The organism is Bacillus sp. EU55, assembly GCF_038005925.1.
In the GTDB taxonomy this organism is placed as follows: domain Bacteria; phylum Bacillota; class Bacilli; order Bacillales; family Bacillaceae; genus Bacillus; species Bacillus velezensis.
Window position 1 is genome coordinate 1,566,155 of the sequence record NZ_JBBOUE010000001.1, and the last position, 19,720, is coordinate 1,585,874.

The following is a 19,720-nucleotide window of genomic DNA, read 5'->3' on the forward strand; positions in this document are numbered from 1 at the left end:
GAAAAGGAATGAGACAGGTGGCCAGTAATCAAAACTATCAGTTCACATTAACAATTAAACATACAGACTATATTGTCAGGGATCACCGGGTGCATGGCACCCGGATTATACCCGGTGTCACATTTTTAGATATGATATACCGTATGGCGCTGAGCAAAGGTTTGCCTATTGAAGAACTCGAGTGTCAGAATATTTTGTATTTGGAACCTGTAGCAACATCAGATACCTTTGACAGAGAAATCCGCATCCGTTTTCAGGGATTGGAACAGGGATGGGAAATTCATGCGAAGAGCAGAAAGGTAAAAGATGACCGCATCCTGGATGAAAGCTGGGATGAGAATATGAACTGCAGGCTCATGCCGAAAATTCCGGAAAGCATGAGTTCAATCAATATTGATGAAATTAAACATGCCTCCGCCCGTGAAGCTGATATGGAGATATGTTATGACTATTTAAAAAAGGTTGATATAGAGCATTTTGAATTTATGAAGAGTTTGGGGAAGGTTTATGCGTCTGACCATTCTGTACTTGCAGAGTTGACGCTCAGCCAAATTGCCAATCAATATACCGGCTATTTTCAATTGCATCCCACTTTTCTTGATGCGTCTACCATCATATCGATCCTTTATCAGGCATGTCCCGAATATTTTACTCAAGGATCTCCGGCAAGCCGGATGAAAACGTATATTCCCATTCATATTGAATCTTTCCGTATGACGAAGCGCCTGGAAGACAGGTGTTATGTGTACATAGAGAAGCAAGACCAAAATCATGATTCAGGGGATGTCATCCAAGTAAGTTACGGTTTGTACGATGCACACGGGGAGATGATCGCTTATTTTACGCGGCTGTCTGTGAAACATATCCGCTCAAAAGATTTAATTGAAAACCTGAAGCAGACTCGTTTGGAAACTGAAGCGGCTTCTCAGCCAAAAGACAGCCTGATCAGAAAAGATTCAATCATAAATCGAAGCGAAAGCATCGAGACACACCTTAAAGAATTAATATCCGGGGTTTCAAATATAGATCTGCGTGACATAAGGACAGACATTGGTTTTTATGAACAGGGCCTGGATTCAGCTTCTTTGCTTGCCATTGTCAAAGAACTTGAAAACAAAACAGGGGAACAGCTGTATCCTACACTCCTGTTTGAGCAGAAAACGATCCGGGAACTCGCCGCGTATATTAGAGAAAATCAAAAAATGTCCAGTTATTTCTTAACGCGAAATCAACCGGCTGAAAAGCCTGACATGAAAGAAAGTAAGAACGAAAATCTTTCCGCTCTTATAACAGAAGGAGACATTCAGCAGCTGATCGCAGATATCAAAGGGACTGCCCCTGAAACACTCTCTGTGGTAAAAGGTTTTTATGAACAAGGCCTCGATTCCGTAACACTTATGCAAGCCGTAAAGGCATTGGAAGAGAAAACAGGCAGGGAACTGTACCCTACTTTATTGTTTGAGTATCCGACGATTCAAAAACTTGCAAACTATTTTGCAGAGAGCGGCGAAAAGACTTCCGTTGAAAAAGACCGCCCTCTTCATCATGGAGAGAATCATACGGCTCTGACCTATTTAACGCCGCATTGGAGACAAAAGGCTGCCGCTTGGGACCCGAATTGCGGAAATAAAAAGAAAAGAACATGCCTGCTGTTTCAATATGACAGAGAGCTTTTTCATTTTATGCGGGAAAATGCTGAAAATGGATTCGAAAATACACAGATCATTCTCGTTTTATCAGGGAATCGTTTCTCCTATCACGGAGACGGTATTTATGAGATAGATCACAGGGAGGAAGCTCACTTTGACAGGCTTGCAGCTGATCTGAAAAAAAGGGGGCAAATGCCCGACATCGTGGTTTACGGGTGGCCGGAAGGGTCATTTGCCGGCCCGGAAAAAATAAGTGAACAGCTTTCTAAGGGGGCTTACCCGCTATTCTTTTTCAGCCGGGCATTGATGCGCAGCAAGGCGGAAAAAAAGGTTGTATCGCTTTTCCTTTATCCGGCGGATCATAAAAATGATCAGCCGCTTTATGCTTCAGTCCATGGCGCAGGGCAGTCTATTTTGCTTGAGAACCCGAAACTGGCCCTTAAGACAATCGGGATATCAGTTTCAGACAAGTCATCGTTGCCGGAACTTACAGCTGAAATCATCAGAGTCGAATCTACAGAAGCGCATCCGGGAGAAACCGATCTTTATTATGAAGGAAATGTGCGCTGGGTCCGAGCCTTACGGGAAGCGGAACCGTCTCAAAACTCAGGTTTCTCCTTTAAAGAAAACGGAGTATACATGATTACAGGAGGGGCCGGCGGCTTAGGCCTTATATTTGCAGAACATATCGCAGCCCAAACGAAAGCCAATATTATTTTAGCGGGCCGTTCTGAACTTACGGAAGACAAAAAGAACAAAATCAGCCGAATGAAAGCAGGCGGTTCTTCGGTTCAATATATAAGAGGTGACTTTTCAGATAGCCGCGATGCAGAGCGAATCATAAAAACCATTAAAAGGCAATTCGGAGAAATCAACGGTGTGATACACAGTGCCGGTGTGACGCACGACGCTTTATTGATTCAAAAATCAAAAGATGAAATTCAGGAAGTGATCGCTCCGAAAATAAATGGGACGGTCTTATTGGACAGCTTGCTGCAAACCGAACCTTTGGACTTCTTTGTGATGTTTTCATCAAGCAGCTCGATGTACGGGAATATCGGACAGACGGATTACGCATTGGCCAACCGGTTCATTGATCTTTTCGCTGAGTGGCGTGAAGGAATGAGGCGGAAAAAAGAACGCTCCGGCGTCTCAGTAGCCATCGGCTGGCCGCTATGGGAAGACGGCGGCATGAAAGTGGATAAACAAACTGAAAAATGGATGAAACAAAAAATCGGTATGGTTCCTCTTAGTAAAACCAATGGGATCAAAGCTTTTCAAGATTCACTCTCTCTGAACGCATCACAGCTGATCGTGTTTGAAGGTGACAAAGAAAAATTGAAATCTGCACTTCAAGATACCTTCATGGAGGATGAAAACCGTGAGATCCAAATAAATGAAACAGCTGATACAAGGCATGAGGACATTGCCATTATCGGATTAAGCGGAAAGTATCCGATGGCTGAAGACTTACCTGAATTTTGGGAGAATTTAAAGAGCGGAAAAGATTGTATTACAGAAATCCCGCCTGACCGCTGGAATATGGATGATTTCTTCAGCGAAGACAGAGATATGAAAGGGAAGTCTTACAGCAAGTGGGGAGGTTTTATCAGCGGAGCCGATCAATTTGATCCGCTTTTCTTTCATATTTCCCCAAGGGAAGCAGAACTTATGGATCCCCAGGAAAGGCTCTTTTTAGAAACGGCCAAAAATTGTTTTGAAGACTCAGGGTACCCGAGAAACATGCTGGAAAAGATGAAAGTCGGTGTATTTGTCGGTGCCATGTGGGGCCAATATCAACTATTTGAAGGAGAAGAAAATGGAGCGGCTTTCTCGCCGGCATCCGTCTATTCTTCAATAGCCAATCGGGTGTCTTATTATTTTCATTTAAAAGGTCCGAGTTTGGCTCTGGATACAATGTGCTCTTCATCACTGACCTCTATTCATTACGCATGCCAAAGCATACATTGCGGAGAGAGCGATATGGCATTAGCCGGCGGAGTGAATTTGTCAATACATCCGAATAAATATAAGTTCCTCAGTATGGGACAGTTTCTATCAAGTGACGGCAGATGCCGGAGTTTTGGAAAAGACGGAAGCGGTTATGTTCCCGGTGAGGGAGTCGGAGCCGTATTGTTAAAACCATTGAAAAAAGCAATAGAAGATCAAGATCAAATATATGGCGTGATTAAGGGAAGCGCCGTTAACCATGGAGGAAAGGCGAGCGGGTATTCCATACCGAATCCGGATGCGCAGGCGGAGGTCATTTCAGAAGCGCTTCGTAAAGCTGACATTGATCCGAACACCGTCAATTATATTGAAGCGCATGGAACAGGGACGTCATTAGGCGATCCGATTGAAATTCAAGGACTGAAAGATTCCTATCAATTGAACCATCCTTGCGCCATCGGTTCGGTGAAATCAAATATCGGACATTTAGAATCTGCGGCAGGAATCGCTGCGGTAACGAAAGTGCTTCTCCAAATGAAGAATAAGCAGCTTGTTCCTTCTCTGCATTCCGATATTGTTAATCCGTTTATAGATTTTGATCAGGTTCCTTTTCAAGTGCAGCGGAAAGCGGCTGAATGGAATATTCCGCAAAACAGCAATGTTGTTCATCCTTTGAGAGCCGGGGTAAGCGCTTTTGGGGCAGGAGGGACAAACGCGCATCTTATATTGGAAGCGTATGAGCCGCCAAAAGCTTTTGATCATCAAAGCGGCCGAGTGATCTTTGTTTTATCGGCCCAAGACAAACAACGGCTGATAAAATATGCAAAGGTTATGGCTGATTTTCTATCAGAAAATGAATCGAAGGATAACAATCATAAACTGCGTCTTCAGGATATTGCCTATACACTTCAGACGGGACGCGATCATATGGAAGAACGGCTGGCGATAGTGGCAGATTCCGGGCAGGTCATTGCTGAAGAGCTTTCAGCTTATATCAGGGGTGAAAAAAGCAGCTTGAGCCATACCGGTCATACATTCGAATCAGAAGTTCACAATGAAATGCCTCACGTTTGTTCAGATTACGCCGAAGCAGCATCCAAATGGGTAGATGGAAGAAAGATAGATTGGGAGACTTTTGAGGTGAATCGGAATGCTCGCAGGATTTCTATTCCGGGACAACCGCTGATCAAACAGCGGTATTGGATAGCGGAAAAAGGGGACGCACTTGTTTCAGCGGATGTGAGTAAGCCGGGTCACCCTTTCTTGGGGAGTAACACGTCCGATTTTAATCAGTTCAGTTTCACGAAAAAAATCAGCCGTAATCATCCGTTTGCACTAAGTCTGTCTGAAGGAAACGTGTCCTTTTTCCCTTATGCATCTTTGGCTGAAATGGCTATCGTCAATGCAGCGGAGGCATTTGGACAACCAGTTCATACATTGACTGATTTATTGTGGACCGAAAGCATGAACGGAATGACTGATATACGGGAACTGATGATTACGCTGACGCCTGAGCGCGGCTTTGCGCGATTTGAGATATATGCAAACACAAAAAATGAGAATAAAGTACGTCTTGCCAGGGGAAATGCGCATATTGTTAAGCCTGAAAGCGGTATGCTTCCTGAAGCGCTTGATATTGCTGAAGTCAAATCAGAAATGACTGAACATCCGGCTGAAGCGCCTTTTGTCATTGAATCAGCGAAAAACAGTGACGGAATGCTGTCGTTTCATTCATTGCCGGATGAGCTTTATGCAAAAAGAGAGAATTTTACGATCTCTCCTGAAGCGCTTGAGTCCGCGATTCAAGCCAGTGCGTTTTTTGTCAGCGGAGAAACCTTCCCGGAATTGATCGGACTGGGAGCGGCGGATGTCTATCAGCCTCTCGCTCAAAATTTTTATGTCTATACTCAAAAAGAGAACCGGCAGAACAGCCGTGATGTAACGTGTCATATGATATTTACAGATGGAAACGGAAACATTCTGGCAGAGTGCAGAGATGTGAGATTCAGATATGGTGATGAAAAAGACACTGTTCAGACGGACGATGAACTCATTCGTCTCCTGCGTCAATTGGAAACCAATGATATTGATCAGAAGGCTGTATTGAAACAATTAATGGGGGAAGAATGATGAACGGAAAACGTGAACAAATCAGCGATATTCTTGATCTGATTCAAACAGGACAAATGTCGGCTGACGAAGGCTATGCCCGTGTGACATCCATTCAGAATCAAAAATCACGGGCATCGAACCATCCGCTTTTATATTACAAGCCGGAATGGACAGAATCGTTCATTCCGAGTAAGAAGAGCGTACCCTTGACGGGATTGCTCCTGATTTTTGCAGAAAATGAACGGCAAATACAAGAATTGAGCGGTTTGTTTAAGGGCTGTACTCTCTTGTTTGTCATCCGCGGAAAAGAATTTGCTGTTTTACATGATGATACGATTTGTATGAACCACGTGAAAAAACACGATTATCTAAAGCTGTTCCGATACATTCATGATCATTATCAGCTGCCCGAAAAGATTCTTCACTTGTGGTCTGATTCTCAGGCTGACATGAGTAAAGGAGGTATACAGAAACAATTGGAAAACGGATTGTTTTCTCTTCTGTATATTACACAGGCGCTGATTGAACTAAAATGGAAAAAGATAATAAAGCTGACGCATATTTTTCAAACAGAGAATAAAGAACAACTGCCGCTGCATCATGCGCTCGGCGGATTGGTGAAAACCGTTCACCAGGAACACCCCAATTTTCACTATCAGATTATCAATATCACGCAATCAGAGGGTGCGGGAGCCGCTCTTCCAGCAATAGCGGACATATATCAGAGAGAGTGTGACGAAAAACGGGATATCCATTTTGAAGTGCGCTATGAAAACGGCAGACGTTTTACGAAAAGCTATAATAAAGCCGGCTCATTCGATTTAACTCAGCCGCTGAAACATCATGGGAATTATCTGATTACAGGAGGCCTGGGCGGTCTCGGTTATATTCTGGCAAAACATCTGTCGGAAAAATGGAAAGCGAATCTCATATTAACGGGGCGTTCTGATTTAACTGAAGAGCAGGAGAAAAAGATCGAATATTTAAGAAGTTCAGGTTCAACAGTTGAATATATCCGATCTGATGTTTCAAAACAAAGTGATGCTGAATGGATATTTGCTTTTGCAAAAGAGCAGTTCGGCACCTTACATGGAGTATTTCACAGTGCCGGCGTACTCCGTGACTCTTTTATCTTAAGAAAGACAAAAGAAGAAATTGATCAAGTCACAGGTTCGAAAGTTTATGGCACGCTGTGGCTGGCGGAAGAAATTAAAAAAATGAAAGTTGAATTACTTGTCTTGTTTTCATCCACATCGGCAGTCTTCGGCTCATCCGGCCAATGTGACTATGCTTTCGCCAATGCCTTTCTGGATCAGTATGCAGCAGTTATGACCGCGACAGAGTCTGCCGAAAGGGTAGTGTCAGTCAATTGGCCGCTATGGACTTCCGGCGGGATGAATATTGACGATGAAGGAGTATCCTACATGAAACAGGAACTCGGTCTTGACTCGTTAGATGATAGTGACGGAATACAGGCTCTGGAGAACAGCTTGTGTCAATCATCTGAACAGCTGGTTGCCCTGAAAGGCCGTAAAGAAAAGATTGAGGATGTGCTGAAGCGTGCCGGCACAATCAGCTTTCATTCAGAGCAGCAGGAAGATGCCGATTTGCAAAACGATGAATTAAGACAAAATATAATCAGTTATCTGAAAAATATAATGTCAGAGGAATTGAAATTACCGGCCTCACTCATAGATGAAAAACAATATCTGGAGAAATACGGCATTGATTCAGTGATGATCATGCGTCTGACCAAAAAGCTGGAGCAAAGTATCGGCAGATTGTCGAAAACATTATTTTTTGAATATCATTCAATATCGCAGTTAGCCGAATATTTCCTGAGTCATCACAGCGAACGAATGATGAAACTGCTGAAACCGGCCGGCAGATCTGTACTTGTTTCATATCAAAAAAAGCAAAAAAGAAAACCAGTGGAAACAAAAGCGCCGGTACGCTCTGAAGGAGAAGGTTCAAAAGAGCATATTGCGGCCGACCCCCTTTCTGCTGATATAGCGATTATCGGTGTCAGCGGCAGATACCCGGGGGCGGAAAACATCAGGGAGTTCCAGAATGTGCTGATGAATGGACGGGATTGCGTAAGCGAAATTCCTGATGACCGGAAGGAAATGCTGGAGGGAAGCTGCTATAAGTGGGGAGGTTTTCTGAAAAATCCAGACCGGTTTGATCCTTTATTTTTCCGGATATCACCGAAAGAAGCGGCTTTTCTTGATCCTCAGGAACGCCTCTTTTTAGAGACAGTGTACAATACCATAGAGGATGCGGGTTATAAACCTTCAGATCTGACCCGCAAAAAGGTCGGAGTATTTGCAGGCGTCACATATGGAAGCTATCAATTTTTCGGCGTTGAAGAATCACTTAAAGGAAATGAACTGGCCGTCGGGTCTCCATTTTCTGCAATAGCAAACAGAATATCATATTTCTTTAATTTTAAGGGGCCGAGTATGGCGGTTGATACAATGTGTTCATCCTCTCTTAACGCCATTCACTTAGCCTGTGAAAGTATACGAAGAGGAGAAAGCACCCTTGCTGTTGCGGGCGGGGTCAATCTTACGCTTCATCCGAATAAATATACATTATTAAATCAAAGCCGCTTCTTTGCAAGTGATGGCCGATGCCGTACATTCGGCGAGGGCGGTGACGGTTATGTACCGGGAGAAGGAGTGGGATCCGTACTTTTAAAGCCGGCGGCGGAAGCGGTAAGGGACGGAGATCATGTTTATGCGCTGATTAAAGCGACAGCGGTCAATCACGGAGGGAGAACAAACGGTTTTACGGTTCCTAATCCAAATGGTCAGTCTGAACTGATACAGGACGCGCTTCAGAAAGCTTGTATTGACCCTCGTACAATTAGTTATATTGAAGCTCACGGAACGGGAACTTCTCTGGGAGACCCGATTGAGATCACCGGATTAACAAAAGCGTTTCGGGAATTTACGGAGCACACTCAATATTGTTCAATCGGTTCTGTCAAATCAAATATCGGCCATCTTGAGGCCGCAGCGGGAATTGCCGGTTTGACAAAGGTTCTTTTGCAAATGAAACTGAAAAAACTGTTTCCCTCCATACATGCGGAGACGTTGAATCCAAATATTGATTTTAAAGCATCTCCCTTTTATGTACAGCGGTCATTGCAAGACTGGAAGAAACCGAAACTGCAGGAAAACGGAAAAACAGTAACTGTTCCGAGAAGAGCGGGGATCAGCTCATTCGGAGCGGGAGGAACGAATGTTCATATCATTATAGAAGAATATGAAGAAACAAACGTCTCAACAGAACATGTTGAGAACGAACCGCATATTGTCCTGTTATCTGCCAAAGACAATGAACGTCTTCTTGAGTATGCCGAAAACATGAAAGATTTTATTCAACGTTCACTAAGTACTGAAGTAAAGGATAAACAGCCTGATATGAAAGAAAAGGTGTATGAAGTACTCAAACCGTTTGTTTCGGAATTGCTTCATATCCATCCGGAAGAAATTAATATTGCTGATCACCTGAGTGAATTTGGCGTAGGGCCTTTGGAATTAAGCCGGATGGCGGATTTTATTAACGAAATGTTTCATATTGAACTCACGATGTATGAATTAACTGATTGCGCCTCCATTCAAGCGGTTACTGAATACTTATTGAAGGAATATGCCGGAGCGATAAGAAACATGTTCCCGAATGAAGTGATGGAAGCCGGCCAATCGGAAAGCGTTGTTTTACGGGATCTGGCATACACTACACAATCGGGCAGAGAAGCGATGGAGGCCAGAGCGGCGATTACCGGTACCTCTCTTAAAGAAATGAAAGATAAATTATTTGAGTTTTGCCGCGGTGACAAGCAAGTTCCAGGCGTATATGTTAATCAGCAATCAGCAGATGCATTTGCTGAAAAAATGAAGGCGTTAACGGAAGGCAGAGCAGGTGAATTGTTTGTAAAGACCATTATTGAGAACGGTGAAGCGGAAAAGCTGGCTCAATTATGGGTTTGGGGGGCGGATATCGACTGGAAATCCGTTCATCAACATTTACAGCAGCCGGGTAAACGGATCTCAATTCCGACTTATCCGTTTGCAAAAGAACGTTATTGGGTTCCGTCCAGGACTGAGAAGACAGAGATCCCTCAGCATTCTTTTCAACATCATTTGCAAAAAAAATGGAGGGAGAATCCGTTTGTAAATCCATCCGAAACAAAAGAGTACGGACTGACAGTAGCATTTGTAAATCAAGACACAGAATCAATTGCCTGCACCATTTGTTCGGATATAGATCAGGAGAATCTGATTGTCATAAAACATCACTCTTCATTTATAAAACACTCTGATCAAATGTTTGAGTGTTCTTTATTAGATGAAAACCACGCATACGACGTTATCCGTGAGGTCTTCTCGGGCGGTGAGCGGCAGGTCGAAAATATATTTGATTTCTCAGATGTCGGAAACCAGAGTGAAAATCAGAACGGCATCCCATATGGTAAATTCTTATTTATACAAGAAATAATTAAGCGGAGTAAAAAGGAAACACCATTATCCATTTTACAAATCACCAATGGCTTGCAGGTATTTAAAGCGGAAAAACCAAAGCTGACGGGGGCGGAATCAGCGGCTTTTCTGAAAGCCCTTTCTGCGGAATACGGCTTTGTTCATGTGAAAACAATAGATATAGACAGCATGAAAGAAACGCATGAGCTGAAACAAATCTTTGAGAATGAAAGGGCGCAATGTACCGGAGAGAATGAAGTATGCTACCGCAGCGGCGTCAGATATGTTCCGTATTTTGAAGAAGAAAGAATCCATACCGGCGGGCCTGTTTCATTTCCTGCGGATAAAGCCATCGTGATTACCGGCGGAACAGGGGGCATTGGCAGAGCAATAGCTGAAGATTTGGTGAAACGGGGAGTGAAAAAACTTGTGCTGACGGGGACGCGTCCATTACCTTTGCGAAGTGAATGGGATCATTTGCTGAAAGAGGGCAGACAGGACGAAAAGACAGTCAGCAATATCAAACTGTTTCAAAGTTTTGAAGAGAAAGGTGTCAACTATCTGTATTACAGCGGTTCTCTCACAAATGAAGAGAAGCTGCGTTCATTCTTTCACCAAGTAAGCCTTGAATTTAAAGATATAAGCGGTGTCATACACTGTGCCGGACTGCACAGCGGCGGAAATCCGGCCTTTATTCATAAAAGAATGAGTGAATTTAAGACGGTGTACGGGCCGAAAGTCACTGGACTTCAGAATTTGGAGCGGATTTTTAATAATAGGCCGCTGGATTTCTTTATTCTATTTTCATCAATTGCTGCACAGTCACCCAAACTGTCGAAAGGAATGACTGATTACGCGTCTGCAAACGCATATATGGACTATTTCGCGGCTTATCATTTTCAAAAGGGGAGAACGTATTTCACGTCCATCAATTGGCCGAGCTGGAAAGAAGTCGGAATGGGTACTGTGACGAGTCCTTTATATGATGAATTGGGATTGGACTCTCTTTCCACACGGGAAGGACTGGCGATTTTGTATCATGCACTGGAGAGAAAATCGGCCAATATCATTCCTATCGTGAAAAAAGGAACAGTGTTTCATGCAGACAGTCTCCTGAATATCAATAAAACCGGCAAGGCTTCATTTCCAGTGCGAAGACAGGAGACTCCCGACACTTTTGATCATTCAGAAGGGCTTGTCAGTGAACTTTCTGCCGTATTTGCCGAGGAATTGAGCATTCCCCTTGAAAAGCTTAACCCAAATACGGATTTTCAGGAATACGGTGTGGATTCTATACTTCTTGTCAGCATTATACATCGTATAGAAGCAATGATTCAGAAAAAAATTGACCCTACTGTGCTTCTTGAACACAACACGATTCATGGTCTTGCGGAATATATCGGTAAGACGGCGCCGCCGTTGAAAAAACAAATCGAACAGACTGATTCTCAAAGCAGCAATCAGCATGATATGCAGTCTGTGACGAGCCGAAATACAGAACCGCAGACGGCTTCCTCTGCAAAGATAGCTGTTATCGGAATCGGATGTAAGTTCCCTGGAGCGGCTGATAAAGAGGAATTTTGGGACAATCTGAGAAAAGGGAAGAATCATATTAAAGAAGTACCTGATTCCCGGTGGAATATAGAAGAAAATTACTCTCCGGTGCAGCAAAAGGGAAAAAGCATCAGCAAATGGGGAGGATTTATCAATGGAATCGGCAGCTTTGATCCGGAGTATTTCCGCATGGAAGAGGAGAAAGCCATCCAAACGGACCCGCTGATAAGACATTTCTTAGAAACGAGTGTACAGACTGTACGGGATGCCGGTTATGAAGAAACAGAATTATCGGGAAAAAAAGTCGGCGTATTTGTCGGTTCCAGAATGGGCGGCTACGGTCACAAACTGCCGAAAGAAAGCAGCAGCCACATCGTCGGGCTTAGTCAAAACTTTATTGCTTCACATGTGTCGCATTTCTTTAATTTTCACGGTCCAAGCATGGTTTCTGATACCGCTTGTTCTTCTTCATTAGTCAGCATTCATTTAGCCTGCCAAAGCATAAAAAACGGTGATTCAGAGATGGCTCTGGCAGGAGGGGCGGATCTGCTTTTGGATGAAATTCCTTACCTGATGTTAACAGAAGGAGGAGCTCTTTCGCCGGACGGTCAGTGTTTTACTTTTGATGAAAGGGCAAACGGCTTTGTACCCGGAGAGGGTTTTGGCGCTGTTCTGTTAAAACCGCTCGAGAAAGCGAAAGCTGACGGAGATCGGATATACGGTATCATTGAAGCATCAGCTATTAATAATGACGGTGCGACAATGGGAATTACGACCCCGAATCCTAAGCTTCAAGAGCAGGTTATTCAAGATGCATTTGAAAAAGCCGATATCACTCCCGGATCAGTCAGCTACGTCGAAACTCACGGCACAGGCACGATGATTGGAGATCCGATTGAGCTACAGGCTCTGACAAAAGTATTCCGAAGAGACACAAACAAAACGCAATTTTGCGGAGTAGGAAGTGTAAAAACCAATATCGGACACTTATTAAGCGCTGCCGGAGCGGCAAGTTTCATTAAAGTGATTTTATCAATATGGCATAAGGAAATTCCGCCTACATTGAATTGTGAAACGCCAAATCCCCGCTTTGAATTTGAAAAGTCGCCTTTTTATCCGAATACAGAGCTGAGAAGCTGGAAGGATGGAAAACGGAGGGCGGGCATCAGCGCTTTCGGTTTTGGCGGAACAAACGCCCACCTTTTGGTAAGCGGCCTGGATGATTCATATCATTCCGTCAGAACTCCGCTGCCGCCTGCCGAGTTTGTCAGAAAAGAGTACTGGCCGGATTCAAATCGGAAAAAACAAATCAAACAGAATAAAAAACGGCTTCTTGAAATTATTGATGAAACAGAGTAGCACCTGCTCTGTTTCTTTACTTTGTAAAAGAAGAAAGGTTGTCGAGTTGCATGAGGTTCAGCGTATTAGTCAAACATGACGATTATATTGTTTCAGACCATGTCCTTCATCAAGTGCGTACGATACCCGGCGTAACGTATCTGGATTTAATAACACGATTTTTAGCTGAGAAAGGGATATCCCCCCGAAGTCTTGAAATCAAACATGTTTTATTCCGTGAACCTGTTGCGACGTCAGTCCATTTTGATAAAAAAGTCACCTTCCAGTTTACGGAACAAGAAAACGGCTGGCTTGTTGAAACAACAAGCAGGAAATGGGTCGCTGAAAAGGCGGAAGGTGAAGCGTCAGTCAACTTGCAGGCGGAAATCATAAGAAAAAATGCGATAAACGAAAAGACAATTTCAATCGAAGAATTAAAGAAAGGAGCCGTCCGGATTTCGGATGCTGAATCCGCCTATCGTAATTTGCGCAGGGGCGGCCTGATTCATAAAGATTTTATGAAATTGGAAGGTACGGTATATGAAGGTGAAAATTATATTCTGGGAGAGGTAAGTTTAAGCGGACTTTCAAAAGAATATACAGATGACTTTTACATGCATCCCGCATTTTTGGATGGGTCTCTCAGCTTGTTGGGAATCCTTACATCAGACTTGCCGGATGAAGGAACAAATGCGTTTATCCCTATATATATTGAGACATTCCGGGCACTGCATAAAACAACTGGGTCTTGTTTTGTGTATATTGATAAAAACAGTATAACGCAGCCGCCTTCTAAAGACATTTTATATGCGGACATAGAAGTATACAGGCCTGATGGAGAGCTCGCTTTTTATTATGAGCGATTCGGTGTGAAAAGAGTCAGAAATGAAAAATCAATACAAAGGCTGGAGCATTCCCAAAAAGCTAAAGAAGTCGGCAGCGCAACGAACAATAAAGAAATGATCAGAAATAATTTGATCCAAGAGATAGCCGGCATGATTGAAAAACCTGCTGAAACAGTGAAGAATGATATTTCCTTTTACGAGATGGGCTTGGATTCTAAACAATTATTAGACTTATCCAAAAAATTAGAACTGATGTTAGATACAAAGCTGTACCCGACTTTATTATTTGATTACTCCACAATCGGTGAATTGACGGAATATCTGCAGGAGAAATACGGAGCTGACATTACAGACTCTATCTCTGATACAGTTTTGCACCAAGACAGTCAAAAAACATTAACAGATGAGCTGTCATCCATTATTGGAGAGGTTACAAACACACCGCCAAATAAAGCGGACAAACACCAATCTTTTTACGAACTGGGTCTTGACTCAAAACAGCTGCTGCATATATCGAAAATGCTCGAGGAAAGATTAGATACACAATTGTATCCGACATTGCTTTTTGATTATAACAATATTCATGATTTAGCGGCTTATTTAGAAGAAAAATATGATGTGCGTAATACACCGGCTGCAGCTTTTAAAGAAAAAACGCAAACGAAAGAGCCGTCTGAAAAGCCGATGCTTGAATCTTTGTATTTACAAAAAGAATGGATTGAGTCGCCATTAAAGTCCGGAGAAGTGTCTAAGGAAAATACTTTGATTTTCGATTTCGACAGTTCATTGAGTGATGAAATCCGCAACTACACTGGGAGTGAAAATGTTATTTATGCGGAAGCCGCCGCTGAATATGAAATGGTAAATGAAAAGCATTATAAATTTAACCCGGAGCAGTCTGCTCATTACACCAGACTGTTAGATGATATGAAAAAGTCCGGAGCGTTTCCGGCGTCAATCATTCATTACCTGTCAAAAAAAGCTTATACTGAAGCGGCGTTAGACCTGACTCACAGCTTTTATTCAATCCTTTATTTAAGTAAAGCTTTGATCCGTCAAAAAACAAAAGAAAACATCAACATTCTGTACGTACATGACAAGGATCAATATACAAATCCGGTTTACGCCGCGATTGGAGGCTTTTTTAAAACGCTGAATGCGGAGCAGCCGAATATAAAGTGTAAAACGGTTGAGATTTCTTCAAGACAAACCATTGAAAAAGCACCTTTGCTTCTCAATGAATTAAGTGCCGGACATCATCAGGCTGTGAAATATGACGGCGATCAAAAAAGGTGGGTGACAGCATATAGAGACGCTTCGCTGCAAACAAGACAAAAGGCCGCAAAGTTTGCAAAAAACGGGGTGTATCTCATCATCGGAGGGTTAAGCGGCATCGGCTGGATTATTTCAGCGTTTCTTTATGCAAATCACGGAGCCAGCGTTATCATTGCCGGGCGATCGAAAATGACAGCAGACATGGAAGAAAAATTAGACAGCATCCGATATGACGGGGCAAGCATTTCTTATATCCAGGCTGACATGTCAGATAAGCAGCAGGTCATCAAGTTAGCGGAAAAAATTCGTGCTGATTATTCCGAAATCAACGGGGTCATTTACAGTGCAGGCGTGTTAAAAGACTCTCTCATTATGAATAAAACAGACGCGGAAGCTCAAGCGGTGCTGCAATCAAAGGTCAATGGTGTGATTCATTTGGATGAAGCGCTCAGAGATATGCCTTTAGACTTTTTTGTTTTGTTTTCTTCCATCTCCTCAGAAATCGGAAGTCTGGGTCAAGCAGATTATGCCTACGCCAATCGTTTTCTGGAGCATTTTGCCGAGTGGAGGGAATGTATGAGAAAGGCGGGGGGAAGATCAGGAAAAACCATCGCTGTAAATTGGCCTTTCTGGAAAGACGGAGGCATGACAGTTGATCCCGGCATTCAAGATATTATGAAAAGGGAGTACGGACTTCACCCATTAGAAAATACTGCCGGAATCAAAGCTTTTGAACACTCGCTTCTCGGCCAAGGCCACCAGCTGATCGTGTTATACGGAGAAAAAGAAAAAATACAAAACGATTTCAAGCCGTTATCCGCCCGTTCAGCACCGCCTCTGGTAAGAGATTCAGCGATTGCAGCCGATTTTGATGCTTCGTCAATCGTTACGGAAGCTGAAAGTCCTTTCCGGATACTCGGCACGGCTTCCAATCGTCATCTCGACGATTATTTGCATTATTGGAGCAGACTGAAGAAAGGAGCCCTTCAGCACAATCAAAGCGATGCCGCAAAAAAACTCATCGCTTTTTACCAGACAGAAGAAACGGAAACCGTTCATTTTCTGGCAAACACAGAAAATGCCCGGCATATGGAGATATTGATGAGCGGTAAGGGCGAAACAATTTTACTGATTTGCGGTTTTGCTACCACTGCTTACATGTGGAAAGAACAAATGAAAGAGTGGGCAGATCAATTTAATGTAATTGTCATACACACACCGGGTTACGGGCTGAGTGAGGGGAGCGCCGATTTTACACTGAGCGGGCTGGCTCAGACTTTTATCGAAGTGCTGAACGAGATAGGGGTTGCGTGGCCGATCCACATTGCGGCAGCTTCTTGGGGAGGCATGATAGGGCAGAGGATAGCCTATGAATACCCTGAAAAAGTAAAAACACTCATTCTTTCCGGAAGTTACACCGAATACGAAGAAGACCCTGAAAGCAGTGTCGAGGAAAAACTGAAAAATGATTTTATAGCTATAGGAAAATCGCATGAATATGAAAGTTTATACAGTAATCAATTTTTAAATGCTTCTATTGAACGTTTTATGAAGATACATCAACAAGAAGGCTATTCTACGATCGGCTTTTTAAAAGACATTCATACAAGAACGCTTATCCTTACGGGTGAGAAGGAAAGCGTAGTTGATCAGAAAGAAACAAAAAGGCTGCAGAAACTGCTGAGCAATGCAGAATTAAAGAAAATTAAGGGAGCGGGGCATCTTCCGAACCTCACACATCCGGAAGAATTTAATAAAGCGGTGTCAGAATTCATCAAGAAATCGGTAAGTAAAGGATGAAAACGATACATACAGTACAGGGGGAGAAAACAATGAAACAAACAATAAGCAATCCGGCATTTGATATGAAACAAATTAACGCTCTTAACAGCCATTATCAGACAATGATAGACAATGGAGATCTGCAATGTGCGAGTTATATGATGTCAAGAGGAGGTGAGGTTTTTGCAGCTGAGTCGTTAGGGGAATTTACCGGCGGACAAAACGAAAAGCAAACATTTCAGCTTGATACAATCAGAGAAATCGGTTCTTTGACAAAAGTGTTTACCGCTGTAGCCGTCATGCAGCTCGTCGAAAAAGGTTTGCTCGATCTGAAAATGCCGGTCAAGCTCATTTTGCCTGCGTTTGATAAACCGGGTTTCGGAGAAATTAAAATTTTGCACCTTTTGACTCATACGGCGGGATTAAGTTTTGAGCTGGATATTCAAAAGGCTGAAGGCATTGACTTAACGAATGAGGAAGAATGGATAAACTATCTGGTCAGTACGCCTTTGGAGTACGGAGTGGATGAAGCATGGAACTATTCCAGAACCGGTTTTGTTATACTTGGCATCATTATTTCAAAAGTAACAGGCGTATCCTACGAACAGTATGTAACAAAGCATATTATTGAAGCGCTCGGATTAGAAAGAACGTATTTTTATGTGCCTGATGCTTTAAAAGAAGAAGTTTGTGTGATCAATGAACACGAGTGCGTACAGCTGGAAAAAAGTCATCACCCGTATTTTCCGAATAAAGCGACAAGCGGTCTGTACTCTTCGTTGCGGGATATTTGGAAGTTGGCTGAAATGTTTAGAAATAAAGGCAGATTGAAAGATAAGAAGCTGCTTGGAAGAAAAACAGTCGAGGCCATGCTGAGAAATCAAATAAAGCCCGGTCTTCCTTTTTACTTCTTCGGAGCGCCCAGAGAGGAAGGCGGCTTTGGTTTAGGCGTTAATTTGTGGCCGGCCGGTGACCATTATTTCATGACAGAAGGCACCTTCTCACATCTTGGAATGGGTTGGTGCGGCATGTTTTCTGATCCAGCCGAAGATTTTACGTATGTATTTTTCACTCCGATTTCCGAGTTTCATCCTCATGCCGTGCTGACGCCGCTGAATATCGTGTGGGCGGGTATTGAATAATTAGACAAAAGCATCGTCCCGTCTGTTCGGCAGGCGGGACGATTGCTAACTGCCCGTTTTTATCCCGCGGCATCTTTTCAAAGCCCGCCCCTAAGTTAAATAACTTAATTTACTCTTTGTAATTTTTTTTAATTATAGTACAGTAGAGCATTTTTATAATACAGTTTAAAGTCTTTTATAGTACAGTTTGGCGCAATATGATCTTAAGTTTTATAAGCGGTTTCAAAATGAGGTTATAAATAATTGACGGCTTTGTTTAATTACTGTAAACTATGGTTGTTGATCATATTGTACTAATAAAAAATCTTTTTTTATTAGTACAGTTTAAACGTCATTATCTTTGCTTAAGCGCTATGTGAATTTCTGAATGATTAATTTTAGAATTGCAGAGCATGATAAGACTGTTTTTAATACGGATGGCTAACGGTATCCTAACCCTGTTAAATCAAAAGAAGAGGTGGTTTAAAAAATGGCTGCAAAGACAAAAACTTCAATTGTTGATAGCAAAAAACAATTTGATGCTATTCATAAGCAGTTTGAAACGTTCCAAATTTTAAATGCTGAAGGAGAAGTCGTAAATAAAGACGCAATGCCTGATCTTTCAGATGATCAGTTAAAGGAATTAATGAGAAGAATGGTGTATATCCGCATTTTAGACCAGCGTTCAATTTCTCTTTCCCGTCAAGGACGTTTAGGTTTCTATGCACCGACAGCGGGCCAGGAAGCTTCTCAAATTGCATCACACTTCGCGCTTGAACAGGACGACTTTATCCTTCCGGGTTATCGTGACGTTCCTCAGCTGATTTGGCACGGGCTTCCTTTACATCAGGCATTCCTGTTCTCAAGAGGCCATTTTAAAGGTAATCAGATGCCTGAGGGAGTAAATGCTTTATCACCTCAAATTATTATCGGTGCTCAAATTATCCAAACCGCAGGTGTAGCTTTAGGTCTTAAAAAGCGCGGTAAAAAAGCGGTAGCTATTACTTACACTGGTGACGGCGGAGCTTCTCAAGGTGACTTCTATGAAGGAATGAACTTTGCCGGAGCATTTAAAGCGCCAGCGATCTTCGTTGTTCAGAATAACCGCTATGCGATTTCAACTCCTGTAGAAAAGCAATCATCCGCACAGACAATTGCCCAAAAAGCAGTTGCCGTCGGTATTACAGGTGTTCAAGTAGACGGAATGGATGCACTTGCCGTTTACGCTGCAACCGCAGAAGCACGCCAGCGCGCAATTAACGGTGAAGGTCCGACTCTGATCGAAACTCTTACATTCCGTTACGGACCTCATACAATGTCCGGTGACGATCCGACTAAATACCGTACGAAAGAAATAGAAAATGAATGGGAGCAAAAAGACCCGCTCGTACGTTTCCGCAAGTTCTTGGAAAACAAAGGACTATGGTCTGAAGAAGAAGAGAACAAAGTGATTGAACAGGCCAAAGAAGAAATCAAACAAGCTATCAAAAAGGCTGACGGCGAATCAAAACCGAAAGTAACAGAGCTGATTGAGAATATGTTTGAAGAGCCGACGTTCAACTTAAAAGAACAACTTGAAATTTACAAAGCGAAGGAGTCGAAGTAAG

The 19,720-nt window shown here is 42.9% G+C and carries 5 protein-coding genes; all 5 read left to right on the forward strand.

Going from position 1 to position 19,720, the window contains the following annotated elements:
- The first annotated feature begins 17 nt into the window (after positions 1–17).
- The 5 genes from NYE50_RS08205 to pdhA all read left to right on the forward strand — a co-directional run bounded on the left by NYE50_RS08205 (position 18) and on the right by pdhA (position 19,719).
- Positions 18–5,729, forward strand: coding sequence for a type I polyketide synthase (locus tag NYE50_RS08205; protein ID WP_318248546.1), 5,712 nt, complete (start codon positions 18–20; stop codon positions 5,727–5,729).
- Complete coding sequence (locus NYE50_RS08210) at positions 5,729–13,111, forward strand: SDR family NAD(P)-dependent oxidoreductase (protein ID WP_224988525.1); 7,383 nt, start codon at positions 5,729–5,731, stop codon at positions 13,109–13,111. Before NYE50_RS08205 ends, NYE50_RS08210 begins: the two co-directional genes overlap by 1 nt.
- A 50-nt stretch (positions 13,112–13,161) precedes the next feature.
- On the forward strand, positions 13,162–17,010 hold the full coding sequence (locus NYE50_RS08215; RefSeq protein ID WP_224988527.1) for an alpha/beta fold hydrolase: 3,849 nt from the start codon (positions 13,162–13,164) through the stop codon (positions 17,008–17,010).
- Between the two features lie 32 nt (positions 17,011–17,042).
- Positions 17,043–18,134 carry a serine hydrolase domain-containing protein gene (locus NYE50_RS08220; protein ID WP_014417648.1) on the forward strand — a complete coding sequence of 364 codons (1,092 nt, stop codon included), beginning with the start codon at positions 17,043–17,045 and terminating at the stop codon, positions 18,132–18,134.
- Positions 18,135–18,603: 469 nt separating this feature from the next.
- Positions 18,604–19,719, forward strand: a complete 1,116-nt coding sequence (gene pdhA / locus NYE50_RS08225) for a pyruvate dehydrogenase (acetyl-transferring) E1 component subunit alpha (protein ID WP_007611171.1) — start codon at positions 18,604–18,606, stop codon at positions 19,717–19,719.
- Position 19,720 lies beyond the last annotated feature (1 nt).